The following is a 26,481-nucleotide window of genomic DNA, read 5'->3' as shown; positions in this document are numbered from 1 at the left end:
GCCGCCGACACGCCATTGTGGAAAGAGAAACGAACATGGCGCAGGCAAAGACAGTCGACATTCTCTTCGTCCATCCCGGTGATGCGAAGAAGATCTACCAGGGTCTGGCCGACGAATTCGCCGCCCTCGAGCCCCCGCTGTTCGCCGGCCTCTACGCCACCTATGTGCGCAACAAGGGGATGGTCCCCGCCATCTTCGACGCCCCGGCCATGCGGGCCAGCGCCGAGGAGACCGCCCGGACGGCGGTCAACGAGTACGACGCCCGGCTGGTGGTGGTGGTGGTCTATGGCCAGCAGCCCTCGGCCTCGACCCAGAACATGGGCGCCGCCGGACGCATCGCGCGCCAGATCAAGGCCTTAAAGCCCGACCTGCCGATCATGATGGTGGGCACCCACCCGGCGGCCCTGCCGGAAATGACCATGCGCGAAGAGGCCGTGGACTTCGTCTGCGACCTGGAAGGCCCCATTACCATCTTCAAGACCGCCCAGGCGCTGAAGGACGGCGGTTCCAACGCGTTTGCCGCCATTCCCAGCCTGTGGTGGCGTGACGGCGAGCGCATCGTGGCGCCGACCTCGGCCGAGCCGCTGATCCGCGACCTGGACACCGAACTGCCGGGCGTGGCCTGGGACCTTTTGCCCATGGACCGCTACCGGGCGCACAACTGGCACAGCTTCGGCCATATCGAGCGCCGGGCGCCCTACGCCTCGATCCACACGTCGCTGGGCTGCCCCTACAAGTGCAATTTCTGCTGCATCAACGCGCCCTTCGGCAAGTCGTCCTACCGCATGTGGAGCCCCGCCAAGGTGGTCGAGGAAATCGACCATCTGGTGAAGACCTACGGGGTCTACAACATCAAGATCAGCGACGAGATGTTCGTGCTGAACCGTGCCCACGTGATTGGCATCTGCCAGATGCTGGCGGAAAAGCCCTACAAGGTGAACATCTGGGCCTATGCCCGCGTCGACACGGTGGACGACGAGATCCTGCCCATCCTGAAGGCGGGCGGCGTCAACTGGCTGTGCCTGGGCATCGAAAGCGCCAGCGGCGAGGTCCGCGACGGCGCCGCCAAGAAGTACACCAACCAGGACATCATCGACGTGGTGCGGCGCATCCAGGCGGCCGGCATCCACATCATCGGCAACTACATCTTCGGCCTGCCCGACGACACCATCGAGCGCATGCAGGCCACCTTGGACCTGGCGCTGGAGCTGAACTGCGAGTTCATCAACTTCTACTCGGCCATGGCCTATCCCGGCTCGCAGCTCTATCGCGACGCCATCGCCGGCGGCATCGAGCTGCCCGAGACCTGGGACGACTTCTCGCAGCACGGCTACAAGTGCCGGCCGCTGCGCAACCGCCATCTCACCGCCGCCCAGATCCTGGAGTTCCGGGACAAGGCGTTCATGACCTATTACACCCACCAGCCCTATCTCGACATGATCGCCGAGAAGTTCGGCCAGGCGGAGGTCGATCACATCAAGCGGATGTGCTCGATCCCGCTGCGCCGCCAGCTACTCGAACCTCAAGCCGCCGAATAGCGCTCTCCCCACCATTCCCACCCCTTGCAGGGAAACAGCAAATGGCTTTCGATCCCAGGAAAGTTGACGTGGCCGACCTCATCGCGAAGTCGCAGTGGCTGCGCCAGACCATGTTTGAAATGGTCGTCAAGCAGCAGGCGGGCCATCTGCCGTCCAGCTTCTCCATCGCCGAGGTCCTGGTCTGCCTGTACTACGCCGGCGTGGCCCGCGTCACCCGCGGCAACCCCAAGGCGCCCGATCGCGACCGCATCCTGATCAGCAAGGGGCATGCGGCCATGTCCCAGTATCCGATCCTGGCCGATCTCGACTTCTTCCCCAAGGAGGAGCTGGAGCGCTACACCCAGCTGGGCGGAATCCTGGGCATCTACGCCGATTACCGCATCCCCGGCATCGAGGGCATCTCGGGCTCGCTGGGCCACGGCCTGGGCATGGGCTGCGGCATGGCCCTGGCCGCCCGCCAGGACGGCCGCGACAACAAGGTGTTCGTCATCCTGGGCGACGGCGAGAACTACGAGGGCTCCATCTGGGAAAGCGCCATGTTCGCCGCCCATCACCAGCTCGACCGGCTGGTGGCCATCGTCGACCGCAACCAGCTGTGCATGCTGGGACGCACCGAGGACCTGCTGCGTCTCGGTGATTTGGAGGCCAAGTGGCGCAGCTTCGGCTGGGAGGTGGCCTCGGCCAACGGCCACTCCTACACCAGCCTGCTCGGCGCCTTCGCCCGCATCGGCCAGACCGGCGGCAAGCCGCTGGTGATCATCTCCAACACCACCAAGGGCAAGGGCGTCTCCTTCATGGAAGGCGAAGCCGTCTGGCACAACCGCATGCCCAGCCCCGAACAGACCGAACTGGCCCGCCGCGAGCTGGCCGTCAATTGCATCGTCGACTGAGGATCCCAGGTCATGGCCAAGCCCCAACTGATGCGCGACGCGTTCATCGATTACATCTATGACGCGGCCAAGAAGACTCCTGACCTGATGTTCCTGTCGGCCGATTTCGGCGCCCAGGCCCTCGACCGTTTCCGCGAGGATCTGCCGCAGCAATTCGTCCATACCGGCATTGCCGAGCAGAACATGGTGGCCATCGGCTCCGGCCTGGCCATCGAAGGCAAGCAGGTCATCCTCTACGCCATGGCGCCGTTCCTGACGTCGCGCTGCTACGAGCAGATCAAGGCGGTGGTGACCACCATGCACCTGAAGATCGCCTTCGTCGGCGTCGGTGTCGGCCTGGGCTACGACCACGCCACGCTGACCCACTTCACGCCCGAGGACGTGGCCTGCACCAAGGCGCTGAACCACATGGAAGTGTGGTCGCCCGCCGACGCCACCGTCGCCACCGCGCTGGCCGAGCTGGTGGTGGAAAAGCCCGAGCTGCGCTACATCCGCCTGGAACGCCTGCCCATGCCGGCCCTTTACGGCGAGACCATGTCGCGCCAGGACCTGCTGAAGGGCTTCGGCCATCTGCGCCAGGGCAAGGACGTCTGCCTGCTGACCTGCGGCTACCTCACCCATAAGGCGCTGAAGGTCCAGGAGATGCTGGCCGCCGAGGGCATCTCGGCCGGCGTCGTCGACCTCTACGCCATCAAGCCGCTGCCCGCCGGGCTGGTGGACGTGCTGGCCGGCTACCGCTCCGTCCTCAGCGTCGAGGAGCAGATGCTGGAAGGCGGCATCGGCAGCGGCGTGCTGGAAGCCATGGCCGAGGCCGGGCAGTTGCGCCCCTTCAAGCGTCTGGGCATCAAGAACGGCTTCGAGGTGTCCAACGGCAACCGCGACCAGCTGCACGCCAAGTACGGCTTCGACACGCCCGACATCATCGCGGCCGCCAAGGCCCTGGCCGCCAAGAGCGTGTGAGGACCGGATGACCCGGCCCGTCGTCAAGGTGACCTCGCCCTCCTTCTCCCAGCATCCGGTCCTACGGGCCGAGCTGCTGGGCCTGTTTCCGGGGGCGGTGCTCAACCTTGACGGCCGCCGGCTGGACGGGGCCGCCCTGGCCGATTACGCCAGGGGGGCCGACGCCCTGGTGGTGGGGCTGGAAAAGGTGGATTCCGCCCTGCTCGATTCCTGCCCCCAACTGCGGATGGTCGCCAAGTACGGGGTCGGGCTCGACAACATCGACGTCGCCGCCTGCAAGGAACGCGGCATCGCCATCGGCTGGACCGGCGGCGTCAACCGCCGCTCGGTGGCCGAGCTGGTGCTGTGCTTCATGCTTGGCCTGTGCCGCAACGTCTTCCGCACCTCGACCCTGCTGCGCGGCGGGGCGTGGGAGAAGAACGGCGGCGTGCAGCTGTCGGGCCGCACGGTGGGCATCGTCGGCCTGGGCTATACCGGCCGCGAGGTCGCCCGGCTGCTGGAGCCGCTGCATTGCCGGGTGCTGGCCAACGACATCCTGCCCATGGACGACTACGCCCGCGAGAACGGCATCGTCATGGTGGACAAGGACACCCTGTTCGCCGAGGCCGATGTGGTGACCCTGCACGTCCCCCTCACCGACCAGACCAACCAGATGGTGGACGCGGCGCGGCTGGCCCGGATGAAGAACGACGCCATCCTGATCAACGCCTGCCGTGGCGAGGTGGTGGATCAGGCGGCCCTCAAGGCGGCCCTGATCAACGGGACCATCGGCGCGGCGGCGCTCGACGTCTTCGAGAGCGAGCCGCCCGCCGACCTGGACTTCCTGGCGCTGCCCAATCTGGTGGCCACCGCCCATATCGGCGGCAACGCCGCCGAGGCGGTGCTGGCCATGGGACGTTCGGCCATCGCCCACCTTCGCGCCTTCCACGGAGAATAGCCATGCGGACCATCGTCTTCGGCGGCTCCGGCTTCCTCGGCAGCTACGTGGTGGACGCGCTGGTCGACCGCGGGCACGACGTGGTGATCTTCGACCGCACCCCCTCGCCCTATCGCCCGGACCTGCCCTTCGTCCGCGGCGACATCCTGGACCGCGCCGAGGTCGCCAAGGCGGTGGACGGCTGCCAGGTGGTCTACAACCTGGCCGGCGCCGCCAATGTGGAGCTGTCGGTCAGCCACCCCACCGAATTCCTCGAAGTGAACATCATCGGCAACGCCAACGTGCTGGAGGCCGCCCGCCAGTCCAAGGTCGAGCGCTTCGTCTACGCCAGCTCGGCTTATGCCCTGTCCAACCGGGGAGCCTTCTACGGCACGTCCAAGCGGGCCTCGGAAAAGGTGATCGAGCTCTACCAGCAGCATTACGGCCTGGACTACACCATCTTGCGCTACGGCTCGGTCTACGGGGCGCGCGCCGACACCTCCAACCGCATCTACCGCCTGCTGCATCAGGCGCTGACCGAGGGCAAGCTGGTCTTCCCCGGCGACGGCACGGAAGAGCGGGAATACATCCACGCCGCCGACGCCGCCGGGCTTTCGGTGGACGTGCTGGCCGATTGGGGCCGCAACGAGACCTTCATCCTGACCGGGCTTGAGCGCTTCAGCTACCGCAAGCTGCTCTTCATGATCGCCGAGATCCTGGACGGTGAGATCGACGTGCGGCTGGACGGCGGCGAGTACAAGGGCCACTACACCATGACGCCCTACCACTTCCATCCCACCCTGGGAAAGAAGCTGGTGCGCAACCCCAGCATCGATTTCGGCCAGGGGCTGCTGGATTGCATCGAAACCCTGCACGCCAGCCTGCATCAGGCCGAAGAAGTGGTGGTCTGTCACGACGACGGGGACGCATAGGGGTGATCGGGGCGGGGGAAGAGGGAATGAACGGGCAGATCAGGCGAACCGATGTGGCGGTGGTGCCCGCCGAATGGGACGTGGCCGATCTGGTTGAATCCGTCCCCGAACTGCGATTGGTCGGCTTTTTCGACCCCGACCCCGCCTGCCATACCGCCGAGTTCCTGCGCCTGGGCGCCGACGAGGACTGGCCCGAGGTGCGAAAGCGCCATCCCGGCATGAAGATCCTGATCATGCTGGACCCGCCCCAGCTGCGCGCCCGGCTGTTCGACAATTACGGCATCGACAACATCCTGACCGTGCTGTCGCCCCACGCCCACGTCTCGCCGCGCATCACCCACGGCCCCGGCCTGGTGGTGCAGCGCGGCGCGGTGATCATGCCCCAGGTCCACATGGGCACCGGCTGCACCATCAACCTGGGCGCCACCATCCATCACGAATGCCGCCTGGGCGATTTCGTCTCGCTGGCTCCCGGGTCCCGGCTGCTGGGCTCGGTCACGGTGGGCGACTACGCCTATGTCGGCTCGGGCGCGGTGGTGCTGCCCAACGTCCGCATCGGAGCCCATGCCAAGATCGGCGCCGGCGCCGTGGTCAACCGTGACATTCCCGACGGATGCGTCGCCGTCGGAGTCCCCGCCAAGCCTCTTGCGCCCAAATGACGGCGCGGTGAACTGGAGTATCTCTGCATGGATGCCGCCCAAGTCTTCGGCGAGGCCGTAACCGCCCTTCACGAGGGGCGCTTCCTCGACACCCAGAAGCTCTGCTTCGAGATTCTGGACCAGGACCCCCGCCATTTCGGCAGCCTGGTGATCATGGCCATGCTGCACCATCAGGCGGGTAATTCCGACGCGGCCATCCACCTGCTGACCCGCGCCGGGTCGATCCAGCTCCTCAACGACTGGCAATACGTGCTGTTCGCCCGGGCCCTGGTGGCGGTGGACCGCAAGGGCGAGGCCGTCGACCAGTACCTGAAGGCGCTGGTGGCCAATCCCGGCATCCGCGCCACCGCGCCGGACCTGGACGCCCTGCTGGAGGAACGCCGGCAAGAGCCGGAGGCGGTCCGCCATCCGTTCCCCTCGCCGCCCTGGAAGGTCTCGCTGGTCACCGACCGGCCCTTCCTGGAAAACCGCATCTTCACGCCGATGCCCGACACCTATCTCAGCCACTGGCCGATCTCCAACTGGGTGGCGTTGCGCAAGGCCATGGCCGCCTGCGGCATCGATCTGGCCACCCACGACGTCAATCCGCCCGAGACCTCGGACCTGATCCTTTACCTCAACGTCAATTCCATGCGCGCCCTGCCCGAAGGCGACGAGATCGGCCGGTCGGTGCTGCTGGCCTACGAACCGGCGGTGGTCATCGCCCGCAACCGCGATTCGGCGGTGCACGAGCACTTCGCCAAGGTCTTCCTTCCCGACGACACGCTGGTGGACGGGGCCAAGTTCTTCAAGATGCCGGTGGCCTATTGCGAGCTGCCCTCCGAGCGGCCGCAATTCGACGCCGGCGCCAAGACCAAGCTGTGCACCATGGTCAACAGCGCCAAGTACTGGCCCTATTTCAACGAGCTGTACAGCCAGCGCATGGCGATCATCCGCTGGTTCGAGGAACACCATCCCGAGGATTTCGAGTTCTACGGCGCGGGCTGGAAGGCCGAGGACTACCCGTCCTACCGGGGCGCCATCAGCAACCGGGACAAGATCTCCATCCAGCACCCCTACCGGTTCGCCATCTGCTACGAAAACAATTCCGACACGCCCGGCTGCATCACCGAAAAGATCTTCGACTGCATGATGGGCGGCTGCGTCCCCATCTATTGGGGCGTCCCCAACATCACCCAATACGTGCCCAAGACCTGCTTCATCGACCGCCGCGACTTCGCCACCAACGAGGAGCTGTACGCCTACCTCAAGGGCATGGGCGACGACGAGTTGCAGGGCTATCTGGACGCCATCTCCGACTATCTGGTGAGCGACCAAAGCCGCTACTTCACCGACCAGAGCTTCGCCTCGGCCATCCTGCGCGAGGTGCTGGGGATGCTGCGCTAGGACTCTAGCGCAGCTGCGGCAGGTTGGCGTAGACCTCAAGCAGGGCGGCGCCGTCGTGGTCGATCTGGAACGGCACCTGGATCAGGCCGTCCAGCGCCTTTCGCACCGATTGCTCGGCGCCTTCAGGGATATAGAAGGCCATGAAGCCGGCGCCGCCGGCCCCCATCAGCTTGCCGCCCAGCGCGCCGGCCGCCCGGGCCGACTGGTAGATCTGGTCGATGGCAGACGTGCTGATCGAGGGGTCGAGACTGCGCTTGAGCTGCCAGGTCTCGTCCAGCATGCGGCCGAAATCGTCGAACCGGCCTTCGCGCAGGGTGTTGGCCGCCTCGAAGGTCAGGGCGTGCATGCGGCGCAGGCGGTCGTTCTTGTCCTCGATGTTCTCGACCAGCTTCTTCGCCATGTCGGAGGCGAAACGCTTGCTGCCGGTATAGACCAGCAGCAGGCGGCTTTCGAACGCCGCCAGGGCTTCCCGAGACAGGCCCAGCGGCTCGACCGTGATGGAACCGTCGGTGCTGAAGCGGATCAGGTTCAGCCCGCCATAGGCCGCCGCCACCTGGTCCTGAGAGCCCACCGTGTCGCCCAGCAGGTTCTGTTCCAGGTCGATGGCGGCCAGCGCCAGTTCGTGACGGCTGATCTTCTCGCCCTTAAGGGCCTTCAGAGCATTGATCAGCCCGACGGCGAAGGACGAGCTGGAGCCGATGCCGGTGCGTGCCGGAAGATCGCCCTGGTGATGGATTTCCAGGCCCTGGTCGTCGCGAAAGCCCAGCGCCGGCAGCGCCACCCGCACCGCCGGGTGCAGAATCTCGCGGGACGACGACACCACCTCGATATGGGACCAGACAATCCGATGGATGGTCTCGAAATAGGGCGGCAGGTAGCGGCAGGTGATGTAGCAGTACTGGCGGATGGCCGCCGACAGCACGACGCCGCCGTGATTCAGGTACCACGCGGGATAATCGGTTCCGCCCCCGAAAAAGGATACGCGAAACGGTGTTCTCGAAACCACGAACGACATCGGTCAAAGCCCATTCTGGACAGTCGGAGGCACGGTGCGCCAACGACCATCAGACGCCCGACTCGCTTAAGAAATTACTTAGATCTGGCCGAACAGCCGGGTGACGAAATCCTCAGCCAGAACCACCGATTCCGGGGTGCCGATGTCGAGGAAGGGGCCATGGCTTTCCGCCACCGCCAGCCTGGCGCCGCCGGCCAGCAAAGCCGGCATGATGTCGGTTTCCATGCTGAGCGATTGCCCCGGCGTAAAGCGCCGCAGAAGGTCGGCGCGGAACAGATAGACACCGGCATTGATCAGTCCCGCCCCCGCCCGCTTCTCTGCGAAACCGGTCAGCAGGGAGTTTGGTCCCACAGCCAGCGAGCCGTAGCGGCTGGAATCGTCGACCCTCACCCCCACCACGCCGCCGTCCAGGCCGTCGCGCATCACCCGGCCGGCCATGGCCGCCAGATCGACCTCGACCAGGGAATCGCCGTTCAGCACCAGAACCCAGTCGCGGCAGGCGTCAAGACACGACACCACGGCGCCGCCGGTGCCCAGCGGCTGGGTCTCGGCCACGGTGCGCAGATTGATGCCGTGGGGTTTGCCGGCGGCCCATTGCTCGATGGCCCCGGCCAGATGGCCGATGCTGACCATGATGTCGCCGATGCCGCGCTGGTCCAGCCAGCGCACCACCCAATGCAGGAAGGGCTGGCCGGCCACCGGAATCATCGGCTTGGGGATGCCGGGAAACAGCCCGGCGATGCGGGTGCCCTTGCCGCCGGCAAGGATCACCGCCGTCACGCCCAAAAGATCGGCGCCCGCCACGCTCAGCCCAGCCCCAGGTCGCGCCGGGACAGGATCGGGTTGCTGACGGGCCACCACATGCCATAGGCCGGGTCGTTCCACATGATGGTGAACTGGCCGTCGCGGCAATAGGTGGTGGTCTGCTTGTAATGGAAGATGGCCTGCTCGCTCAGCACCAGATGGCCGTTGCCGAATTTGGGCGGCACCAGCACCTGCTGGCGGTTCTTCTCCGACAGGGTGAACGAGGTCCACTGGCGGTATTGCGCGGAAGCGGGATCGTTGTTCACCACCATCAGGTACAGGCTGCCGTGCAGGCACGACACCAGCTTCCAGGTGGCGGCGTCGCCGTGGACGCCGCGCAGCACGTGGCGCGACGAGTTGGAGATGTCGTCCTGGATGAAATCGACGGTGATGCCGGCTTCGTTGTAGAGCTCGCGGTTGTAGGTCTCCACGTACTGGCCGCGAAAGTCCTCGAAGATGGTCGGCGGCGTGATCAACAGAACGCCGTCGAGGGGGGTTTTATCGACCTGCATGCCGCATCGTCTCCTTAAAAAAGCCGGTGAGCGATGGTAGCCGGCCCGCGTTAACAAACCTTTCAGCCCAGGGCGTCCTTGACCCGCCGCCGCGCCTCGGGCAGCAGCTCGGCCCCGAACCAAGGGGTCTTCGCCTCCCAGGCGGTGGTCCGCCACGACGGATGGGGCAGCACCAGGAAGCGCGGCAGATAGTCGCGCCACGCCGCCACCGTCTCGGTCAGCGTGGCCTTGCGCCGCTCCCCCAGATGGAACGCCTGGGCGTAGGAGCCCACCAGCAGGACCAGGGCCACGTCGGGCAGATGGTCGAGCACCAGCCCGTGCCACAGGGGCGCGCATTCCGGCCGGGGCGGACAATCGCCGCCCCGCGGCAGGCGGCCGGGATAGCACAGGCCGGTGGGCAGGATGGCGATGCGCGACGCGTCGTAGAAGGTGTCGCGGTCGAGATCGAGCCACAGGCGCAGCCGGTCGCCGGAGCGGTCGTTCCAGGGAACGCCCGTCTCATGCACCTTGGTGCCCGGCGCCTGGCCGATGATCAGCAGCCGGGCGGTCGCCGACAGGCGGAACACCGGCCTGGGTCCCAGGGGCAGATGAGCCTCGCACACCCGGCAGTCCCGCATGCGGGCCGCAAGGTCGGCCAGGCTTTCGCTCATCCCTTGAGGTCGATGAGCTGGGCCAGCGTCACGCCGCCCAGATCGGGCAGCACGGCGGCGGCGGCGGAGAAATCCTGCCCCCTGGTATAAAGGCTGGGGGTCACGATCACCTTTAGGCCAAGGGCGGTGGCGGCGGTCAGGCCGTTGGGGGAATCCTCCAGCACCAGGCACTTGTCGGCGGTCAGGTCCAGGCGCTTCAGAACCAGGGCGTAGACCTCGGGGTCGGGCTTCTTCTTCCTCACGTCCTCGGCGCAGGCGATGGTGTGGAAGAAGGCCTTGCGCGCGCCCAGCAGCGCCTCCACGTTGGCCCGCGTCGCGGTGGTGGCGATGGCCAGCTTCAGCCCCTGGGCCCGCGCCGACGAGATCAGCGATTCGATTCCGGGGCGGAACGACACCTGCCCGCTGGCCACCATCTTGGAGTAGATCTGGTTCTTGCGGCTGTGCAGCCCGGCCACCAGTTCGGGCGAGGCGTCGGGCGCGAAGGCCAGGATGCGTTCCTTGCCGCCCGACACCTTCAGCAGCTGGCGGTAGATGGCCTGGTTCCAGGTCCAGTTCAGGCCGGATTCGGAAAAGGCGCGGTTGAAGGCGTAGCGGTGCGCCTCCTCGGTCTCGGCCAGGGTGCCATCCACGTCGAAGATCAGCGCGGCGACCCGGGTCATCATTTTCAGCGCACCACGTCGATGACGCCGCGCTCGCCCAGGGTGGGATGGCCCACCGCCGAGCATTCGAAGGCGTAAGAGCCGAAGCGGGCCGGCACGAACCACAATTCCTTGGTCTGGCCCGCCGGGATGGACAGGCTTTCGATCCAGGGTCCCTTCAGGACCTGTCCGCCGCCGCGCACGCTTTCCACCGCGATGTCGGCGAAGAACTGGCGGGCGGCAAGGCCATGGTCGGAATCGGTGGCGTTGACCAGCACCAGCCGGGTGGCGCGGTCGCGGCGGAAGGTCCATTCGGACGGCTTGAAGGCACGGTCCCCGATGGTCACCCGCACCTCCTCGGGCGCCGACCAGTCGGCGCCCGCCACGATCTCGGCGGCGTCGGCGACGAAGCCGGGCGGCAGGCGGCTGCTGACCGTATCGGACCCGGCACAGGCGGCCAGGACGGACAGCGACACGATGGCGGCCAGACGGCGAAGCTTCATTGTCCCGGGCTCCATTCCTTGGGGGCCATTTCGAAACCGGCGAACTCGAAGGCCGGCGACACGGTACAGCCCACCAGGGTCCAGGCCCCCATGGGCTCGGCGGCCTGCCAGCAGAACGGCGGCACGATCACCTGGGGCGAATGCCCGGCGACCACGTCGGGACCGAGCAGCACGCCCCGCTGCCCGCGCCCGTCCTCGGACAAAAGCAGGCGCAGCGGATCGCCGGCATGGTAGTGCCAGATCTCGGTGGCGTCGACCCTATGCCAGTGGGAACGCTCGCCCGCCTTCAGCAGGTAATAGATGGCGGTGCCTGCGCCCCGTCCGCCGCCCTCGGGGGCGTGGCGCCAGGTCTCGGCGTAGTGGCCGCCCTCGGGATGGGGCCGAAGGCCCAGCCGGGCGATGATGGCTTCCGCGGTCTGCACCGTCACTCCCGGGGTTCGGATTTGACCATGGAGGGGCGCTTGGCCGCCTCGGCGTACCACTTGGCGAGATTGGGATGGGGGGCGCGCCAGTCCTCGGACGCGAAACGCAGGTCGAGATAGCCCAGCGCCACCGCCGCGCCGATCTGGCCGATCAGGAAGTCGCGGCCCCAGCCGGCGCATTCCTCCTCCATCACGTCGAGCGCCCGGTTGATGGCGCGGCTCTGGCGGTCGGTCCACTCGCTCCAGCGCTTGTCCTCGGGCCGCATGGTGGCTTCCAGGCGCTTGACCAGGGCGGCGTCGAGGATGCCGTCGGCCAGGGCGGCCAGGCGCAGCTGTTCCCAGCGCGCGCCCCCCACCGGCGGAAACAGCTTCTGCCCGTCATGAAGCGAATCCAGGTACTCGCAGATGACGGGGGAATCGAACAGGGTCTCGCCGCCTTCGGTGATCAGGCAGGGCACCTTGCACAGGGGGTTGTCCCGGCTAAGGTCGGTGTCGGGCGACCAGGCGTTGGTCACCACGAATTCCAGCCGGGATTCCAGCCCCGTCTCGGCGGCGACCACCCAGCACTTGCGGGCATAGGGCGAGGTGGTGGAATAACGCAGCTTCATGATCGGCGTCCTGAATCGGAAAAGGGGTGGAGACACCATGCTCGGGTCCCCGCCCCCCGCGAGTCAAGGGTAAGGATGTTCTATCACCAATGCAGCCGGTTACCGGATGTAGACCAGCGTCGCCGCCAGGGCATCCTCGGCCGCCAAGGTTGGCGCCGACCCGGCGACCTTCCGTGAAACCGACAGCAGCGTCAGCCCCGGCCGGGCGGCAATCTCGGCGACGCCCGCCCCGTCGGTCTCCACCTTGGCCGCCGCCTCGCTGTTGGGGGCGCCGACGGTGATGGCGGCACCCGCAAGCGGCTTGGCGTCCAGGTCGACGCGGACCTTCAGCGGCTCGCCCGTCTTGAGACGGTAGGGGTCGGCCAGGGGGACGATCTCGAGGCGGTGCCCAAGCGCGCCGCCCAGGGCCTGGGTCCCGGGCAGCACCAGTTTGGCGAATTTCAGCGACCAGCGGCTTTCCAGGGCGTCGGGCACGCTCAGCCGGTTGGTGTTGCGGCTGCCCTGCGCCGTCTTGACCCAGAAGCCGCCGTCATAGCGGGCCGCCACCACCCGGCCGCCCTGAGCGCCGGCGGGAAGGGCCAGCGGCGGCATGAAATCGGTGCCGGGCTTCGCCGCGTCGAGCAGCGACACCGCGCCGCCCACCGGCAACTGGGCCTTGACCTCGAACAGGCGGTAGCGGTCGGCGCCGCCGCCTTCGCCGGCATGGCCATAAACCGCCTTCACCCCGGCGGGATCGGGCTCCAGCCACAGATCGTGGGCCAGGGCGGGGCCGGCGGCCAGCAGGACCAGGGCGGTAACGAGCACTCTTTTCATGATGTTCCTCACTGGAAGCGGTAGACGATGCCGGTCATGCCGGTGAATTCCGGCTGGACGGTGATGGTGGTCGATGCCAGTTCGGCGTAGCGGTCGCCCAGCACCCAGGCCCCGCTGACGAAGGTGGCAAGCCCCGAGGCGAAGCCGTATTCCAGGCGCGACTGCACCACCTCGTAGGGCTTGGTGCGGATGGAGGCGTCGTCGGCGCCGTATTTGCGGCCGTTGATCTGGACGTTGAACGAGCCGGACAGGTGGTCGCCGTCATCGAAGGCGTGCCGCCCGTCGGCGCCGAAAGTGACGATGTAGTCGGGCACGTCGGTGACCTTGGTGGACGGCGCCCGGTTGACCAGCTTGGCGACCACGCGGGTGGCGGAGGCGTAGAGAGCCAGCAGATCCTGCTTGTCCCTGACCAGATGGGTGCGGGCCTCGAGGTCGATGCCGTCGCGCTGCGAGGCTCCCAGGTTCTGGTAGATGCCGCCCACCGAGCGGATTTCCGAATCCTGGGTGGTGTGCCAGACGGTGCCGCGCAGGGTGGTATCCATGGGCAGTTCCACCTGAAATCCAGCCTCCTGGCTGGTCACCTTCTGGGCCTTCATGGCCAGGTTGGTGCGCAGTTCGTCGGGCACGTTGGGCATGCGGAAGCCGCGTCCATGGTTGAAGAACAGGTCGAGACCCGGCAGCGGCGTGACGGTGATCCCCGCCTTGGGACTGAACGCTCCCGTCTCCTGGGTGCCCGACGCGGTGGGAGACAGCCGGTTCTCAACGTCGAACCACGCCTGGTCGTAGCGCCCGCCCAGCGTCAGCTTGACCCAGTTCAGCGGCCGGATCTGACCCTGGGTGAAGCCGGCCAGCAAGGTGCGGTCGTAATCGACGTCGTAGACCCAGGAGCGGAACTGCCGCGACTGGGTGTTGCTCTTGGCGGTCGAGGCGTCGTCATGGCGCAGGTCGCCGCCCACCAGCAGCAGGCCGGGCATGCCGGCCACCTCGCCGCTCCAACTGCGCTTTAGCGTGCCGCCGCCCACATTGCGGCGGTCGGCGGTGCGCACCTGCTGGCCCGAGGCGTAGGTGGTGGCGTAGCGAATGAACTCGTTGTTGTAGGCGTAGGCGTTGACCGTCCAACCGTTGTCGGCATCGGCAGGCGCCCAGTTGACCACCGCCATGCGCATGCCGCTGATCCCGCCGTCGGTGGGGCTGACGGCGGCGCGCTCCGATACCGTTCCGTTGCGGTAGGCGGCGATGGGGAAGTAGTTGGGCGCCCCCCAATCGCCATCCGACACCTGCAGCCGGGCGGACAGGGTGCCGCCCTCCAGGTCCTTGGACAGCTTGGCGAAGCCGTTCTGGCGCAGATAGGCGGAATTGTCCTGCCAGCCCTCGGTGTGGAAGGCCTCGGCCGCCACATAGGGAACCAGACCGCCGGGCAGGCTTTCCGTTTCGCGGCTGTAGGACGCCATACCGCGCTTGGTGGCGAACGAACCGCCCGACAGGGCCAGCATGGGGGTGGCCTCGGCCCGCTTGGAGATCATGTTGACCGCGCCGCCCAGGGCGTCCTCGCCGTATTCGGCGCTGAAGGGGCCGCGGATCACCTCCACCCGCCCGATCATCTCGGGCATGATCCAGTTGAGGTCGGCGGCGCCGATATTGCCCACCGTGGACAGCGGCATGCCGTCCACCACCCGGGCCAGCTCGCGGCCGTGATTGCCGTTGGAATAGCCGCGCATGGCCATGCCCACCGCCAGCCCGCCGGGCTGGAACCGCCCGATGGTCATGCCCGCCACCGGACGGAACAGGTCGGTGTAATGGCCGGCCGGACGGCGTCCGATCTCCTCGGCGGTCACCACCGTCACCGAGGCGGGCAGCGATTCCGGCGACGACGACAGCTCCGACTTGGCCGAACGCCCGGCCTTGTCCGACACGATCACGGTATCGAGCACCTCCTCGGCCGCCCTGGCCCCCAAGCCGGGCGCAAGCATCCCCGTCACCGCGAGCGCCATTGCCCGCCGGCCCAATCCGGTCATCGCCATCACATTCCCCTCTCATCGGACGCCGCTAAAAATTATGCGACTCCGTGTAGGGATGGAGGGTATGGGACCTCCGCGCCCGTGGCAACCCTCATTCCGCCCCGACCCGGCCATCCAGAACCTTCGGCATAAGGACACGGCCATGCGATTGCCCGATCCGCCGGGTTGGGCCATGATGGGGGCGGATTCATGGCGGAGAGACGGAAAATGCGGCGGTTCTGGGCAATGGCGGCGGTTGCGGTGCTGACGGCGTGTTCGGGGGCCGATCCCGACAAGCTGACCCAGCTGCACAGCGGCAAGTCCACGGTGGCCGAGGCCATCGCCCTGCTGGGCTCCCCCGACCGCGACGAGACGCTGCCCGACGGCTCGCGCATGCTGACCTACGTGGCGCAGCGCTCCGGCACCCGGGCTGTGAACTTCGTGCCGGTGGCGTCCCATGTCTGGGGCGGCTGGGACGTGAAAAGCGGCGAGGCCGGCCTGATGTTCGGTCCCGACGGCAAACTGCGCTTCCATTCCTGGTCGGGCGACGACAGGAAGCAGATGCGCAACATGGGCCAGGCCATCTCGCCCTATGCGAAGAAGACCGCGCCCGAGGGCGAGCCCAAGCCCGCCCAGTAGGGGCAAATCAGGTATTCTTCATGTATCTTTATTTTTCCGCCGGGCGCATCGCCTTGACCGGCCTCAAGGTCGGGGCGGAATGGCTATGACTTTTTGGATGCCTCTTCTCCCAAAAAGGATAAGCCCATGACCAGTTCCCTTGCCGGCAAGATCGCCGTCGTCACCGGCGCCAGCAGCGGCATCGGCCGCTCCATCGCCGAGCGCTTCCTGGCCGATGGCGCCAAGGTCGCCGTCTTCGCCCGCAACGCCGCCGCCCTGGCCGAGATCGCCAAGGGCCGCGAGGAATCCGTGCTGGTGGTGACCGGCGACGTCACCAGCGCCGCCGACCTGGACCGTCTGGTGGCCGAGACGGTGAAGCGCTTCGGCGGCGTCGACATCGTGGTGCCCAATGCCGGCATCGCCAAGGTGGTGCCCTTCGAGCAGAGCGACGCGGCGGCCATCGAGCATCAGTTCGGCGTCAACTTCACCGGCGCGGTGCAGACGGTGCGCGGCTTCCTGCCCCATATCCGCAAGGGCGGCTCGGTGCTGTTCGTCACCACCTTCCTGACCCAGGTGGGCTTCCCGGGCCTCGCCATCTACAGCGCCAGCAAGGCGGCGCTGAAGTCGTTCTCCCAGACCCTGGCCGCCGAACTGGCGCCCAAGGGCATCCGGGTGAACTCGGTGGCGCCGGGTCCCATCGGCACCCCCATCTGGGGCAGCATCGGCCTGCCGGCCGACGTGCTGCAGGCGGTGGCCACCCAGGTGACCGCACGCCTGATGCCCGGCGCCTTCGGCGAGCCCGGCGACATCGCCGCCACCGCCGCCTTCCTTTGCTCGGATCAGGCCAAGAACATCTGGGGCCAGGAAATCGTCGTCGACGGCGGCTACACCATCGGCTGAGGTGGAACGCCCGCGCTCCAAACTATAAGTCGACGGGCGGGACGCCCGCGCTCCGCACCCTTGGAGCGCGGGCGTCCCGCCCGCATGGCCTCAAACGGCCTCCAACTCGGCGCTCATGGCCAGGTTGCCCTGGTGGTCCACCGCCCACAGTTCCGCTCCGCCGGGAACGGGGCGTCCGCACACCTCCAGCGGATGGATGTCGAACAGCGGGCGCTTGGCCCGGAACTTAAAGCCGGTCACCCTGGCGCCCGGATTGTGGCGCAGGAACAGATCCATCAGCAGGGTGGCGGTCAGCGGCCCGTGGACGATCAGGCCGGGATAACCCTCCACCTCGCGGCAATACTCGCGGTCGTAATGGATGCGGTGGCCGTTGAAGGTCAGCGCCGAATAACGGAACAGCAGCACGATGTCCGGCTGGACGCGCCGCCGCCACACCGCGCCCTCGGGCGCCGGCTCGGCCGCAGGCGGGGCCTCGCCCGGCCGGGGCGGCTCGCGGTAGACGATGTGATGGACCTCCGAGAGCGCCGGTCCGGCAGGCGTCGAAATCTCGTGCTCGACGCGCACGAACACCATGGGGCCGGTGCGCCCGGTCTTCTCGGTGACGTCGGCGATGGTCGAGCGCCGGGTGATGGCCACCCCCACCGGAATGGGCGCGGCGAAGGAGAACTCGCCGCCGGCCCACATGCGCCGGGGCAGTTCCACCGGCGGCAGGAAGCCGCCCTTGTGCGGATGGCCGTCGGCGGCGATGTCGCGTTCCAGCGCGCGCGGCAGGAAATAGAGCCAGTGGCCCAAGGGCGGCACCTCGCCCGCCCGCCACGGCGGCTCGGTATGGTCCAAGGTGGCGGCCAGCCCGAGAAGCGGCGCCAAGGCCGCCACGTCCTCGACCGTCTCGCTCCGCCCGATCCAGTCGGAAAGCATCATGATCAGTGTGATCCGGTTTCCGGCGACGGCCGGGTCTGCAGCGCCTCCAGCCCCCGCGTGGGGGCCGAGGCGGCCAGGGCGCGGGCATAGGCGGCGCGGTTGGCGAGCAATCGGTCGGCCAGATCCATCTCCAGCTTGCTGTCGCTCAATTTGGCCGGGGCGCAGGTGTCGCGCAGGCGATGGCGCAACTCGGTGTCGCCGATGCCGGTACCGCGCCACACCGCCAGGGTCTCGGCCGGCTTGCCCGGCAGGATGCCGCGCCCGATTCCCTCGACCATCTGGGCCGCCGACTGGGTGGCTCCGACCGTACACAAAGCGGGCAGCACGCCCAGCCCGTGCAGGGCATAACCCGACGGCGCGTGGAAACGCGACCAGGTCAGGGTGATCTCCCCGTCATTGGGCAGGCGCACCACCGTCTGGACGGTGCCCTTGCCGTAGGAATTGGAGCCGATCACCACGGCACGCCCGGCATCTTGCAGCGCCGAGGCGACGATCTCGGCGGCCGAGGCCGAGCGCCCGTCCACCAGCACCACCAGGGGCAGATCCTCGCCGATGTCGCCGGGCTTGGCCTCGAAGGCATTGGCCGCCGCCGGATGGCGGCCGCGGGTCGAGATGATGGTGCCCTCGGCCACGAACAGGTCGACCACCGCCACCGCCTTGTCCAGCAATCCGCCGGGATTGCCGCGCAGGTCCAGCACCACGCCCTGCAGGCCGGCGCCCAGCCGGGTGCGGATATCCTTCAGCTGGTTCTCCAGGCCATAGGCGGTGCGCTGGTTGAAGCTGCTGATCTTGAAATGGGCGATGCCGCCGTTGACGGAGCTGGTCACCGTCTGGGGCACGATCAGCGAGCGGCGCAGGCTGAACTGCAGCATCTGGCCGCCCCGGCGCAGCGCCAGCATCACCTCGGTGGCGACCGCGCCGCGCAGCTTGGCGGAAATGTCCGAGCGATCCAGCCCCGTGACCGTCTCGCCGTCGATGGCGGAGATGACGTCGCCGGATTTTAAGCCCAGCTTGGCGGCGGGGCCGTCCTCGACCACCTCGACGATGCGGACCTCGCCGTCGATGATGTCGAAGCGGATGCCGATGCCGCCGAAACCCGAGCGGTTGGAGCGGTGCTCCTTCGCCTCCCTGGCCCCGGCATAGCGGGAGAACAGGTCGGCCTTGCCCAGCGCGCCCTCGAACACCGCCTGGTACAGGCGTTCGGTATCGGCGTCGCGCAGGCGCTCCGACGCTTGGCTGGCCTCCAGGGCGGCGTTGACGGTGATGCGCGCCCAGCCCACCGCGTCGTCGGGGGGCGCTGCCGGATAATCGGCAAGCACGGTCTCGGGCGTGGCGAGGCGCAGGCGGCCCTGGTCCAGGGTGACGGCCAACTGCGGATCGATCTCGGCCAGGCCGCGCAATCCGTCCAGCGCGATGGTCTGGGCGGTCACCGGCTGCAGGTGGCGCTCGACGATGGCGTCGAAGCCGAAGGCGATGGTGCGCTCCGCCTCGCCCGCCACCCAGCCGGCGGCGGCAGGCGGCGACAGCAGCGAAGCGGCCAGGGCGAACCCGGCTCCCATGGTCTTGGAACGGCTCATGGCGGCGATTATGCGCAAGGCCCCGCCCGCCGGTACAGCAGTTTCATCACCCGCCCTTCAGGCGATGGCGGAGAAAGGAGGGAGGGCGGCGGAACGCCATGTGCAGCCCGTCGGAGAAGGAGGCGAGGCGCAGCCCGCGCGAGCGCAGCAACTCGGTCAGGGAGGTCCGGGAATGGATGGAAACGTGACCGTTGCGCGGCGCCACGTACCACCAGTCCAGCCCCTGGGCGTCGAATCCGGCCGATTGCAGAAGGGTGGAAAAGACCAGCGCGCCGTCCGGCCGCATCAGCGCCAGCGCCTCGTCCAGCACCCGCTGGGGCCGCACGGCGTGCTCGAACACCTCGAAGGCGGTGACCAGATCGGCGGTGTCGAAGTCGGGGGCGGGATGAGACGTATGGGGATCGACGGTGGCGGCCCGCATGCCCGCCGCCCGCAATTCGGCGGCGAAGCGCCCGTTGCCGCCGCCGTAATCGATCACCGAGAGTCCGGCCGCCCCCTCCCCCAGCAATTCGCGCAGCCAGCGTGCGTTGCCTACCGGGCGGATTTCGGCGTATTCGGGATCGACGACGGCGTAATCGGCGTTGTAGATGCGCTGGGCGAAGTCCTCGTCGCTCCAGCGCAGCATGGTGTCGGCGAAGACCAGGCCGCAGCGGGAACAGCGGCGGTAATAGACCGGAACGCCCCGCAGGCCCAGGCGCTGGCCATCGCGCTCCAGGCAGCTCTTGTGGAAGTCCACCACGCCCATCAGCGGCGACGGCGCGCCGCACACCGTGCAGGCGATTAGGGCGGGGTCGGCGACGGTGACGACGCTCATCGCCGTCCTTTGCGTCCTCCGCCGCCGGGGCGGAACGGCTTGGATCCGGGACGCGGCGGCCGGGGGGAGCGGGCCGGGCGCTCGTCTCCCCCTAAGCGGAACACCATGGAGCCGGTCAGGGTGTTGGCCTCGGCCAGTTCCACCTCCAGCTTCTGGCCCAGCTGGAAGGTCTTGCGGGTGCGCTTGCCCACCAGGCAATGATGGACCTCGTCATGGACGTAGAAATCCTCGGGCAGCGTCGAGATGGGCACCAGCCCGTCGGCCCCGGTCTGATCCAGGGTGACGAACAGGCCGAAACGGGTGACGCCCGACACCTTGCCCGCGAAACTCGCCCCCACCCGGTCCGACAGGAAGGCGGTGACGTAGCGGTCCACGGCCTCGCGCTCGGCCACCGCGGCGCGCCGTTCCGTGATCGAAATGTGCTCGCCCCACTCGGCGAAGTGTGCGACTGCATCCGCAGCCAGCGCGCCTTCGCCCAGATGCAGGCCGGCGATGAGCGCCCGGTGGACCAGCAGGTCGGCATAGCGACGGATGGGCGAGGTGAAGTGGGCATAGCGCGCCAGCCCCAGGCCGAAATGGCCGATATTCTCAGGGGAATACTGGGCCTGGGCCTGGGAGCGCAGGATCACCTCGCTCACCAGATGGGAATTGGCGGTGTCGGCCACCGCCTCCAGGATGCGGTTGAAATGGGCGGGGCGCAGCACCTGGCCCTTGGCCAGCTTCAAATCCAGCGACGACAGGAACTCCCGCAACCCCTCCAGCTTCTCCTGGCTGGGCAGGTCGTGGATGCGGTACATGCAGGGTTTGTGGACCTTCTCCAGGGTCTCGGCGGCGCAGACATTGGCCATGATCATGAAGTCCTCGATCAGCCGGTGGCTGTCGAAGCGTTCGCGCTCGGTGATGGATTCCACCTTGCCCTCCGGCGTGATGGTCACCTTGCGCTCGGGGATGTCGAGCTCCAGGACGCCGCGCTCCTTGCGCTCGCGGAACAAGGCCGCCCAGGCGCCGTACAGCGGCTCGATCACGGGAGAGAGCAACGGCCCGGTCTTGTCGTCGGGCCGCCCGTCCTTGGCCGCCTGCACCTGGGTATAGGTCAGCCGCGCCACCGAACGCATCATTGCGCGGACAAAACGATGCCGCAGCTTGTTGCCCAGGGCGTCCAGCCAGAAATGCACCGCCATGCAGGGACGGTCCTCGTCGGGCTTCAAGGAGCACCAGCCGTTGGACAGCTCCTCGGGCAGCATGGGCACCACCCGGTCGGGGAAATAGACCGAGTTGCCGCGCTTGAAGGCTTCCTTGTCGAGCGCGTCGCCGGGGCGCACGTACCACGACACGTCGGCGATGGCGACGATGCAGTGCCAGCCGCCGGGATTCTTGGGGTCGGAATCGGGCTCGGCGAACACCGCGTCGTCGAAGTCGCGGGCATCCTCGCCGTCAATGGTGACCAGGGGGATGGAACGCAAATCGGTGCGATCCCCCAAAGGCGCCGGGCCTTCCTGCGCCGCTTGGCGAAGCGCGGCCTCGGGGAATTCGAAGGGAATGTCGTTGGCGTGGATGGCCACCAGGCTGACCGAGCGCGGCGCGCCCAACAGGCCCATGCGCTCCTTCACCGACGCCGTGCGCACGCCGTAGAGCCGGCCGGGCATGATGTCGGCCAGCACCAACTCGCCGGCCTTGGCGTCAGAGGTTTCGCCCCTCGGCACGATGTACTCGGCCTTTTCCTTGCGGGACGTGGGCCGCAGCCGGCCCGAGCCGTCGGGGTTGGGCTCGAACACGCCCAGCACGCGGGCCCTGGCCTCGCCGATGACGCGGATCGGCCGCGCCTCGTAGACGTCCTCGCCCCTGACCCGCTTCAGCTTGGCCAGCACCCGGTCGCCCACGCCCACCGCCGCCTCGCCGGGACGGAAAGGTGCCATGAAGATGCGCGGCGGCCGGCCGTCGCCCTCGTAGTTCAGGGGCCGCGCCAGCAATTCGCCGTCGGAATCGGTGCCGATGATCTCGACCACGCCCACGTCGGGCAGCGCGCCGGGATGGGCGAAGCGCCGCTTCTGGCCGCGCTCGACGGCGCCTTCGCGCTCCAACTCCTTCAAGATGGCCTTCAAGTCGATCTTGTCGGTACCCTTGAGGTTGAAGGCCCGCGCCAGCTCGCGCTTTCCCACCCGCCCGGGCTGGGCCCGGATGAAATCGAGGATTTCCTGCTTGGACGGAATGGGGACGATCTTCTTGGGCTTGTGCGTCGGCTTTTTCATGCCCCCAGCCTATAGGCCGCCGGGTCCGGGGGCAAGGGAAGCCCCCTTGACGGGCATCAAGGGGGCTTGGCCCCCCGCCATGCTCTGATGGCGGGGCAAGGAGAGCACCCCATGGCCAAGACCGAAATCTTCCGCATCAGCCTGAACGACCCGGAGGCGGAATCCACCTTCCGGCGCTTCACCCAGGCCATCTGCGGCGAGACCGGCCATGGTCGCCACGCGGTGCTGACCTATGGCGCCGACGGTCCGCGCTGCCTGCTGCAGAACAGCGGCCGCTGCCTGGATGCCGGAACGCCGTGGCGCATGACCCGCGACGTGCTGTTCCCGGTGCTGACCTTCGACGACGGCATCGAATGGGTCGCCATGTTTCCCATGGACGACTGGCAGATGCGCTGCGACGCGGCGCTGGAATCCTCGTTCACCGATGCCCAAGGCCGGTCATGGTCGCGCCTGCTGGCCGATGAATTGCTGGCCGAACTGCCTGGGGTCTCGCACCTGATCGTCTCGCGCTGATCCGCAATCCTTGACGGGGCGGCCCCGCCCGTCTACTCAGTCTCCCAAATCGATCACGCCCAAGCGGAGAGCCCCCTATGGCCTCGTACCAGTACGTCTACGTCATGAAGAACCTGACCAAGGCCTATCCCGGCGGGAAGGAGATCATGAAGGGGCTTACGCTCAGCTTCCTGCCCGGCGCCAAGATCGGCGTGCTGGGCGTCAACGGCGCGGGCAAGTCGACGCTTCTGAAGATCATGGCGGGCATCGACAAGGAATACGGCGGCGAGGCCTGGGCGGCCGAGGGCGTCAAGATCGGCTATCTGGCGCAGGAGCCCCATCTGGACCCGGCCAAGGACGTCATGGGCAACGTCATGGAAGCGGTGGCCGAGACCAAGGCCCTGCTGGACCGCTTCGAGGAGGTCTCGGCCAAGTTCGCCGAGGAGCTGTCCGACGACGAGATGAACGCCCTGATCGCCGAGCAGGGCGAACTGCAGGAAAAGATCGACCATCTCAACGCCTGGGACCTGACCCGGACCATCGAGATCGCCATGGACGCGCTGCGCTGCCCGCCCGGCGACGCCGACGTCACCTTGCTGTCGGGCGGCGAGCGCCGCCGCGTGGCGCTGTGCCGCCTGCTGCTGTCGCATCCCGACATGCTGCTACTGGACGAGCCCACCAACCACCTGGACGCCGAATCGGTGGCCTGGCTCGAGCGCTTCCTCGAGGATTATTCCGGCACGGTGGTGATGATCACCCACGACCGTTACTTCCTGGACAACGTCACCGGCTGGATTCTGGAACTGGAGCGCGGCCACGGCATCCCCTACGAGGGCAACTACACCTCGTGGCTGGAGCAGAAGGGCAAGCGCCTGGAGCAGGAAGAGCGGGAAGAGACCGCCCGCATGCGCGCCATCAGGGACGAGCTGGAATGGGTGCGCTCCAGCCCGAAGGCCCGCCAGACCAAGTCCAAGGCCCGTATCAGCGCCTTCGAGGATCTGGTCGCCAAGTCCCAGGAAAAGGCCACCGGCCCCGCCGTCATCTCCATTCCGCCGGGCCCGCGCCTGGGCGGCAAGGTGATCGAGGCCGAGAACGTCTCCAAGGCGTTCGGCGACAACCTGCTCTATGAAAACCTGAACTTCCGCCTGCCGCCGGGCGGCATCGTCGGCATCATCGGCCCCAACGGCGCCGGCAAGACCACTCTGTTCCGCATGATCACCGGCCAGGAGCAGCCGACCTCGGGCTCGTTCACCGTGGGCGAGACCGTGGTGCTGGGCTATGTGGACCAGAGCCGCGATTCGCTGGACCCGGAAAAGACCGCCTTCGAGGAAATCTCCGACGGCCAGGAGGAGATCGACCTGGGCAAGCGCAAGATCAACGCCCGCGCCTATGCCGGCCTGTTCAACTTCAAGGGCGCCGACCAGCAGAAGAAGGTGGGCGTGCTGTCGGGCGGCGAGCGCAACCGCGTCCATCTGGCCAAGATGCTGTCCCGTCCCGCCAACGTCATCCTGCTGGACGAACCCACCAACGACCTGGACGTGGAGACCCTGTCGGCGCTGGAAGACGCCCTGGCCGAGTTCCCGGGCTGCGCCGTGGTCATCAGCCACGATCGCTTCTTCCTGGACCGCATCGCCACCCACATCCTGGCCTTCGAGGGCGATTCCCAGGTGGTGTGGTTCGAGGGCAACTACCAGGATTACGAGGCCGACCGTCACCGCCGCCTCGGCACCGATGCCGACCAGCCGCATCGCATCAAGTACAAGCCCCTGAAGCGCTAAGGGGCTGCCCGGCATGTCGAAGCACACCGTCGTCGCCGCCGCCTGCGCCCTGCTGCTGGCGGCGGGGACCGGCGCCTGGTTCCTGGCGGGCCGCGCGCCGGCCGGCGGAAGCGACGAACTGGCGGCGGTGCCGGGCGACGGCCTTGTCACCTTCGCCCGCATCCAGACCGAGATGAACCGCGCCGGCGCGGGCAAGCCGGCCCTGCCGGCCGACCCCAACGCCGACAAGCTGGAAGCCATCGGCGGCGCGCTTCGCGAGTTCCTGGCCGGCAACACGGTCAAGGCGTCCAACATGCTCGACGACATCGATGCCGAAATCGATCTGCGGGTGCCCACCGACGAGCAGGTGGAGGCCGACCCCCTGCTGGCCGACAAGGAGGAATGGCTGATCAGCTATTTCGAATTGCTGCCCGACGCCCCCCAGGGCAAGGGCGTCAAGGCCGACACCTACGTCTTCGTCCGCTACGCGCTCAGCTTGCGCAAGGTCGAGGCGGTGCTGCTGGCCGAGACCATGCCGTCCACCAAGGGCTACGATCTGGTGGCGCGCAAGACCGAGCCCGAGCCTTCGGTGTTCGACGGCATGAACCTGCGCTTTCCCTGCCGCATCGTCGCCAGCCACCGCCCCTTGCTGGAAGAGGCCGCCCGGCGCCTGGGACCGCTGGTGGGCGGCCCGCTGACCGATTGCCCGACGGCCAAGGGCCGCGAAGCCGACTTCAACCACCTGGAGCGCATCGCCCGCGACCCGGCCGCCGCGCTCACCTCGGCCGCCAACGGCCACGGTCCGCTGCCCCGCGATCTCAAGACCCCGCTGATGACCGCCGCCGCCAAGGGCAGCCTGGCCGACATCGCCAAGGCCATGGAAGCCGGCGCCGACCCCCACCGGGCCGACGCCCGCGGCCGCACCGCGCTGCACTACCTGCTGGGCAACCAGACCCTGTCGCCCGCCGACCGGACCCAGGCGGTGAAACTCCTATACTGACGGTCCTTCACCCTTGAAGCGGTCCGGTCTCGCCCCAAAGTCTTGAAGGAAGAGACCTGAGACCCGGACATCGAGGGAGGGTGCCCATGATCGTCAAGACCATCCTGAAGACCAAGGCCCGCGGCGCGGGCATCATTTCGGTCACTCCCGACGCCAGCGTGGGCGACGCCGCCCGCCTGCTGGCCCAGCACAAGATCGGCGCGGTGCTGGTCATGAACGGCGACCGGGTGGCCGGCATCCTGTCCGAGCGCGACATCGTGCGCGGGCTGGCCGACGCGGTGGACGTCTGCATCACCGCCAAGGTGCGTGACCTGATGACCGCCGAGGTCTTCGTCTGCCACGAGGACGACACCGTCGAACGCCTGATGGAGATCATGACCGCCAAGCGCATCCGCCACCTGCCGGTGGTCGACGCCAACGGCGACGTGGCCGGCATGGTCACCATCGGCGACGTGGTTAAGTCCCGCCTGGACGAAACCAAGATGGAAGCGGAATCCTTACGCGACTACGTGATGGCCGGACGCTGAAGCCATCCAAGGAGAGCGGGCAAGATGCCCGCGCTCCGTGATCCGCAGATTTTCCTGGAGCGCGGCCGTCCCGGCCGCAAGTCCGTCTGCGCCCTAGCGCAGCTGCCACTCGGGCGCCGGGCCGCTGGACAGCCCGAAGCGGAAATGGGGGCACTCGCCGTCGCGATCCTCGTGTCCGTCCAGCCGAGCGGACGTGTTGCAGCAACGATCCAGCGCGAAGTAGCGGCAGGCGTTGCAGCGGATGGCGATGTAGGGCCGATCCGGAAGGGCCGTGGTGGCAAGCATCTACGTAGTTCCCCCAGTGACGCCCGATGATTTACCCGAACCGTTGGCCCGGCTCAATCAGGTTCACACCCTAAACGAGCGCAATTTCACCGCCTTAT

28 protein-coding genes are annotated in these 26,481 nt (G+C 67.7%); 13 read left to right on the top strand and 15 right to left on the bottom strand.

The genetic code is table 11. From position 1 onward, the window contains the following. The first annotated feature begins 35 nt into the window (after positions 1 to 35). The 7 genes from XM1_RS08430 to XM1_RS08400 are packed head-to-tail and all read left to right on the top strand — an operon-like array spanning position 36 to position 7,281. Positions 36 to 1,538 (top strand): radical SAM protein, encoded by a 1,503-nt coding sequence (locus XM1_RS08430; protein WP_068432611.1) that lies wholly within the window; start codon positions 36 to 38, stop codon positions 1,536 to 1,538. Between the two features lie 41 nt (positions 1,539 to 1,579). After that, positions 1,580 to 2,428, top strand: coding sequence for a transketolase (locus XM1_RS08425; RefSeq protein ID WP_068432609.1), 849 nt, complete (start codon positions 1,580 to 1,582; stop codon positions 2,426 to 2,428). Positions 2,429 to 2,440: 12 nt separating this feature from the next. Continuing rightward, on the top strand, positions 2,441 to 3,388 hold the full coding sequence (locus tag XM1_RS08420) for a transketolase family protein (protein WP_068432607.1): 948 nt from the start codon (positions 2,441 to 2,443) through the stop codon (positions 3,386 to 3,388). 7 nt (positions 3,389 to 3,395) lie between these two features. Further along, positions 3,396 to 4,325, top strand: coding sequence for a phosphoglycerate dehydrogenase (locus XM1_RS08415; RefSeq protein ID WP_068432605.1), 930 nt, complete (start codon positions 3,396 to 3,398; stop codon positions 4,323 to 4,325). A 2-nt stretch (positions 4,326 to 4,327) separates the two neighbouring features. Beyond that, entirely contained in the window at positions 4,328 to 5,236 is a 909-nt protein-coding gene (locus tag XM1_RS08410; protein WP_068432603.1) for an NAD(P)-dependent oxidoreductase, read from the top strand. 26 nt (positions 5,237 to 5,262) lie between these two features. Next, positions 5,263 to 5,895 (top strand): acetyltransferase, encoded by a 633-nt coding sequence (locus XM1_RS08405; RefSeq protein ID WP_068432601.1) that lies wholly within the window; start codon positions 5,263 to 5,265, stop codon positions 5,893 to 5,895. A 27-nt stretch (positions 5,896 to 5,922) separates the two neighbouring features. Continuing rightward, complete coding sequence (locus XM1_RS08400; RefSeq protein ID WP_068432600.1) at positions 5,923 to 7,281, top strand: glycosyltransferase family 10 domain-containing protein; 1,359 nt, start codon at positions 5,923 to 5,925, stop codon at positions 7,279 to 7,281. A gap of 4 nt (positions 7,282 to 7,285) precedes the next feature. Here XM1_RS08400 and XM1_RS08395 read toward each other — a convergent pair whose 3' ends face one another. The 10 genes from XM1_RS08395 to XM1_RS08350 form a co-directional block, all read right to left on the bottom strand. Continuing rightward, a complete protein-coding gene (locus XM1_RS08395; RefSeq protein WP_068432599.1) occupies positions 7,286 to 8,296 on the bottom strand; it encodes a kinase in 1,011 nt (336 codons plus the stop codon). Between the two features lie 78 nt (positions 8,297 to 8,374). Next, positions 8,375 to 9,100: a sugar phosphate nucleotidyltransferase gene (locus tag XM1_RS08390; protein ID WP_068432597.1), complete on the bottom strand. Its 726-nt coding sequence runs from the start codon at positions 9,098 to 9,100 to the stop codon at positions 8,375 to 8,377. A 2-nt stretch (positions 9,101 to 9,102) separates the two neighbouring features. After that, positions 9,103 to 9,612, bottom strand: coding sequence for a dTDP-4-dehydrorhamnose 3,5-epimerase family protein (locus XM1_RS24500; protein WP_068432596.1), 510 nt, complete (start codon positions 9,610 to 9,612; stop codon positions 9,103 to 9,105). A 62-nt stretch (positions 9,613 to 9,674) separates the two neighbouring features. Then, positions 9,675 to 10,262, bottom strand: a complete 588-nt coding sequence (locus XM1_RS08380; protein WP_068432594.1) for a uracil-DNA glycosylase family protein — start codon at positions 10,260 to 10,262, stop codon at positions 9,675 to 9,677. Next, the gene (locus XM1_RS08375) at positions 10,259 to 10,924 is read right to left on the bottom strand and encodes an HAD-IA family hydrolase (RefSeq protein WP_231920733.1); all 666 of its coding nucleotides are present in this window, start codon (positions 10,922 to 10,924) and stop codon (positions 10,259 to 10,261) included. Before XM1_RS08375 ends, XM1_RS08380 begins: the two co-directional genes overlap by 4 nt. 2 nt (positions 10,925 to 10,926) lie before the next feature. Continuing rightward, positions 10,927 to 11,403: a hypothetical protein gene (locus tag XM1_RS08370; protein ID WP_068432590.1), complete on the bottom strand. Its 477-nt coding sequence runs from the start codon at positions 11,401 to 11,403 to the stop codon at positions 10,927 to 10,929. Next, positions 11,400 to 11,825, bottom strand: a complete 426-nt coding sequence (locus tag XM1_RS08365; RefSeq protein WP_068432588.1) for a cupin domain-containing protein — start codon at positions 11,823 to 11,825, stop codon at positions 11,400 to 11,402. Before XM1_RS08365 ends, XM1_RS08370 begins: the two co-directional genes overlap by 4 nt. Before the next feature lie 2 nt (positions 11,826 to 11,827). Then, the gene (locus XM1_RS08360; protein ID WP_068432586.1) at positions 11,828 to 12,433 is read right to left on the bottom strand and encodes a glutathione S-transferase; all 606 of its coding nucleotides are present in this window, start codon (positions 12,431 to 12,433) and stop codon (positions 11,828 to 11,830) included. A gap of 99 nt (positions 12,434 to 12,532) precedes the next feature. After that, a complete protein-coding gene (locus XM1_RS08355; RefSeq protein ID WP_068432585.1) occupies positions 12,533 to 13,246 on the bottom strand; it encodes a DUF4198 domain-containing protein in 714 nt (237 codons plus the stop codon). Positions 13,247 to 13,254: 8 nt separating this feature from the next. Next, complete coding sequence (locus tag XM1_RS08350) at positions 13,255 to 15,267, bottom strand: TonB-dependent receptor (RefSeq protein WP_082700428.1); 2,013 nt, start codon at positions 15,265 to 15,267, stop codon at positions 13,255 to 13,257. Positions 15,268 to 15,471: 204 nt separating this feature from the next. Between XM1_RS08350 and XM1_RS08345 the strand changes: the two genes are divergently transcribed. After that, positions 15,472 to 15,882 (top strand): hypothetical protein, encoded by a 411-nt coding sequence (locus XM1_RS08345; protein WP_231920732.1) that lies wholly within the window; start codon positions 15,472 to 15,474, stop codon positions 15,880 to 15,882. Between the two features lie 126 nt (positions 15,883 to 16,008). Beyond that, a complete protein-coding gene (locus tag XM1_RS08340; protein WP_068432579.1) occupies positions 16,009 to 16,761 on the top strand; it encodes an SDR family NAD(P)-dependent oxidoreductase in 753 nt (250 codons plus the stop codon). 90 nt (positions 16,762 to 16,851) lie between these two features. Here the strand turns inward: XM1_RS08340 and XM1_RS08335 are convergent, their stop codons facing one another. The 4 genes from XM1_RS08335 to rnr are packed head-to-tail and all read right to left on the bottom strand — an operon-like array spanning position 16,852 to position 22,322. After that, the gene (locus XM1_RS08335) at positions 16,852 to 17,682 is read right to left on the bottom strand and encodes a MaoC family dehydratase N-terminal domain-containing protein (RefSeq protein WP_068432577.1); all 831 of its coding nucleotides are present in this window, start codon (positions 17,680 to 17,682) and stop codon (positions 16,852 to 16,854) included. A gap of 2 nt (positions 17,683 to 17,684) precedes the next feature. Then, positions 17,685 to 19,259, bottom strand: a complete 1,575-nt coding sequence (locus tag XM1_RS08330; RefSeq protein ID WP_231920731.1) for a S41 family peptidase — start codon at positions 19,257 to 19,259, stop codon at positions 17,685 to 17,687. A 46-nt stretch (positions 19,260 to 19,305) separates the two neighbouring features. Continuing rightward, positions 19,306 to 20,073 (bottom strand): class I SAM-dependent methyltransferase, encoded by a 768-nt coding sequence (locus XM1_RS08325; protein WP_068432574.1) that lies wholly within the window; start codon positions 20,071 to 20,073, stop codon positions 19,306 to 19,308. Further along, a complete protein-coding gene (rnr, locus tag XM1_RS08320) occupies positions 20,070 to 22,322 on the bottom strand; it encodes a ribonuclease R (RefSeq protein WP_068432573.1) in 2,253 nt (750 codons plus the stop codon). Before rnr ends, XM1_RS08325 begins: the two co-directional genes overlap by 4 nt. 111 nt (positions 22,323 to 22,433) lie before the next feature. On the opposite strand from rnr, the gene XM1_RS08315 reads away from it, so the two are divergent. The 4 genes from XM1_RS08315 to XM1_RS08300 all read left to right on the top strand — a co-directional run bounded on the left by XM1_RS08315 (position 22,434) and on the right by XM1_RS08300 (position 26,098). Next, complete coding sequence (locus XM1_RS08315) at positions 22,434 to 22,835, top strand: hypothetical protein (RefSeq protein WP_068432571.1); 402 nt, start codon at positions 22,434 to 22,436, stop codon at positions 22,833 to 22,835. A 77-nt stretch (positions 22,836 to 22,912) separates the two neighbouring features. Further along, entirely contained in the window at positions 22,913 to 24,592 is a 1,680-nt protein-coding gene (gene ettA / locus XM1_RS08310) for an energy-dependent translational throttle protein EttA (protein ID WP_068432569.1), read from the top strand. A 13-nt stretch (positions 24,593 to 24,605) separates the two neighbouring features. Continuing rightward, positions 24,606 to 25,571, top strand: coding sequence for an ankyrin repeat domain-containing protein (locus tag XM1_RS08305; RefSeq protein WP_068432565.1), 966 nt, complete (start codon positions 24,606 to 24,608; stop codon positions 25,569 to 25,571). 86 nt (positions 25,572 to 25,657) lie between these two features. Further along, positions 25,658 to 26,098, top strand: coding sequence for a CBS domain-containing protein (locus XM1_RS08300; RefSeq protein WP_068432563.1), 441 nt, complete (start codon positions 25,658 to 25,660; stop codon positions 26,096 to 26,098). Positions 26,099 to 26,191: 93 nt separating this feature from the next. Here the strand turns inward: XM1_RS08300 and XM1_RS08295 are convergent, their stop codons facing one another. Further along, a complete protein-coding gene (locus tag XM1_RS08295; protein ID WP_068432561.1) occupies positions 26,192 to 26,383 on the bottom strand; it encodes a hypothetical protein in 192 nt (63 codons plus the stop codon). Positions 26,384 to 26,481 lie beyond the last annotated feature (98 nt).

This window comes from Magnetospirillum sp. XM-1 (assembly GCF_001511835.1).
GTDB lineage: Bacteria > Pseudomonadota > Alphaproteobacteria > Rhodospirillales > Magnetospirillaceae > Phaeospirillum.
The sequence above is the reverse complement of the archived record's forward strand: the minus strand, read 5'-3'. Positions and strand labels throughout refer to the sequence as shown.

Bases quoted from the DNA above. Each gene is read 5' to 3' on its own strand.
- XM1_RS08325 (WP_068432574.1), bottom strand. From the start codon at position 20,073: ATGAGCGTCGTCACCGTCGCCGACCCCGCCCTAATCGCCTGCACGGTG.
- XM1_RS08300 (WP_068432563.1), top strand. From the start codon at position 25,658: ATGATCGTCAAGACCATCCTGAAGACCAAGGCCCGCGGCGCGGGCATC.
- XM1_RS08335 (WP_068432577.1), bottom strand. From the start codon at position 17,682: ATGATGCTTTCCGACTGGATCGGGCGGAGCGAGACGGTCGAGGACGTG.
- XM1_RS08355 (WP_068432585.1), bottom strand. From the start codon at position 13,246: ATGAAAAGAGTGCTCGTTACCGCCCTGGTCCTGCTGGCCGCCGGCCCC.
- XM1_RS08405 (WP_068432601.1), top strand. From the start codon at position 5,263: ATGAACGGGCAGATCAGGCGAACCGATGTGGCGGTGGTGCCCGCCGAA.
- XM1_RS08380 (WP_068432594.1), bottom strand. From the start codon at position 10,262: ATGAGCGAAAGCCTGGCCGACCTTGCGGCCCGCATGCGGGACTGCCGG.
- XM1_RS08330 (WP_231920731.1), bottom strand. From the start codon at position 19,259: ATGAGCCGTTCCAAGACCATGGGAGCCGGGTTCGCCCTGGCCGCTTCG.
- XM1_RS08375 (WP_231920733.1), bottom strand. From the start codon at position 10,924: ATGATGACCCGGGTCGCCGCGCTGATCTTCGACGTGGATGGCACCCTG.
- XM1_RS08315 (WP_068432571.1), top strand. From the start codon at position 22,434: ATGGCCAAGACCGAAATCTTCCGCATCAGCCTGAACGACCCGGAGGCG.
- ettA (WP_068432569.1), top strand. From the start codon at position 22,913: ATGGCCTCGTACCAGTACGTCTACGTCATGAAGAACCTGACCAAGGCC.
- XM1_RS08430 (WP_068432611.1), top strand. From the start codon at position 36: ATGGCGCAGGCAAAGACAGTCGACATTCTCTTCGTCCATCCCGGTGAT.
- XM1_RS24500 (WP_068432596.1), bottom strand. From the start codon at position 9,612: ATGCAGGTCGATAAAACCCCCCTCGACGGCGTTCTGTTGATCACGCCG.
- XM1_RS08415 (WP_068432605.1), top strand. From the start codon at position 3,396: ATGACCCGGCCCGTCGTCAAGGTGACCTCGCCCTCCTTCTCCCAGCAT.
- XM1_RS08340 (WP_068432579.1), top strand. From the start codon at position 16,009: ATGACCAGTTCCCTTGCCGGCAAGATCGCCGTCGTCACCGGCGCCAGC.
- XM1_RS08400 (WP_068432600.1), top strand. From the start codon at position 5,923: ATGGATGCCGCCCAAGTCTTCGGCGAGGCCGTAACCGCCCTTCACGAG.
- XM1_RS08420 (WP_068432607.1), top strand. From the start codon at position 2,441: ATGGCCAAGCCCCAACTGATGCGCGACGCGTTCATCGATTACATCTAT.
- XM1_RS08370 (WP_068432590.1), bottom strand. From the start codon at position 11,403: ATGAAGCTTCGCCGTCTGGCCGCCATCGTGTCGCTGTCCGTCCTGGCC.
- XM1_RS08410 (WP_068432603.1), top strand. From the start codon at position 4,328: ATGCGGACCATCGTCTTCGGCGGCTCCGGCTTCCTCGGCAGCTACGTG.
- XM1_RS08425 (WP_068432609.1), top strand. From the start codon at position 1,580: ATGGCTTTCGATCCCAGGAAAGTTGACGTGGCCGACCTCATCGCGAAG.
- XM1_RS08345 (WP_231920732.1), top strand. From the start codon at position 15,472: ATGCGGCGGTTCTGGGCAATGGCGGCGGTTGCGGTGCTGACGGCGTGT.
- XM1_RS08350 (WP_082700428.1), bottom strand. From the start codon at position 15,267: ATGGCGATGACCGGATTGGGCCGGCGGGCAATGGCGCTCGCGGTGACG.
- XM1_RS08360 (WP_068432586.1), bottom strand. From the start codon at position 12,433: ATGAAGCTGCGTTATTCCACCACCTCGCCCTATGCCCGCAAGTGCTGG.
- XM1_RS08395 (WP_068432599.1), bottom strand. From the start codon at position 8,296: ATGTCGTTCGTGGTTTCGAGAACACCGTTTCGCGTATCCTTTTTCGGG.
- XM1_RS08295 (WP_068432561.1), bottom strand. From the start codon at position 26,383: ATGCTTGCCACCACGGCCCTTCCGGATCGGCCCTACATCGCCATCCGC.
- XM1_RS08305 (WP_068432565.1), top strand. From the start codon at position 24,606: ATGTCGAAGCACACCGTCGTCGCCGCCGCCTGCGCCCTGCTGCTGGCG.
- rnr (WP_068432573.1), bottom strand. From the start codon at position 22,322: ATGAAAAAGCCGACGCACAAGCCCAAGAAGATCGTCCCCATTCCGTCC.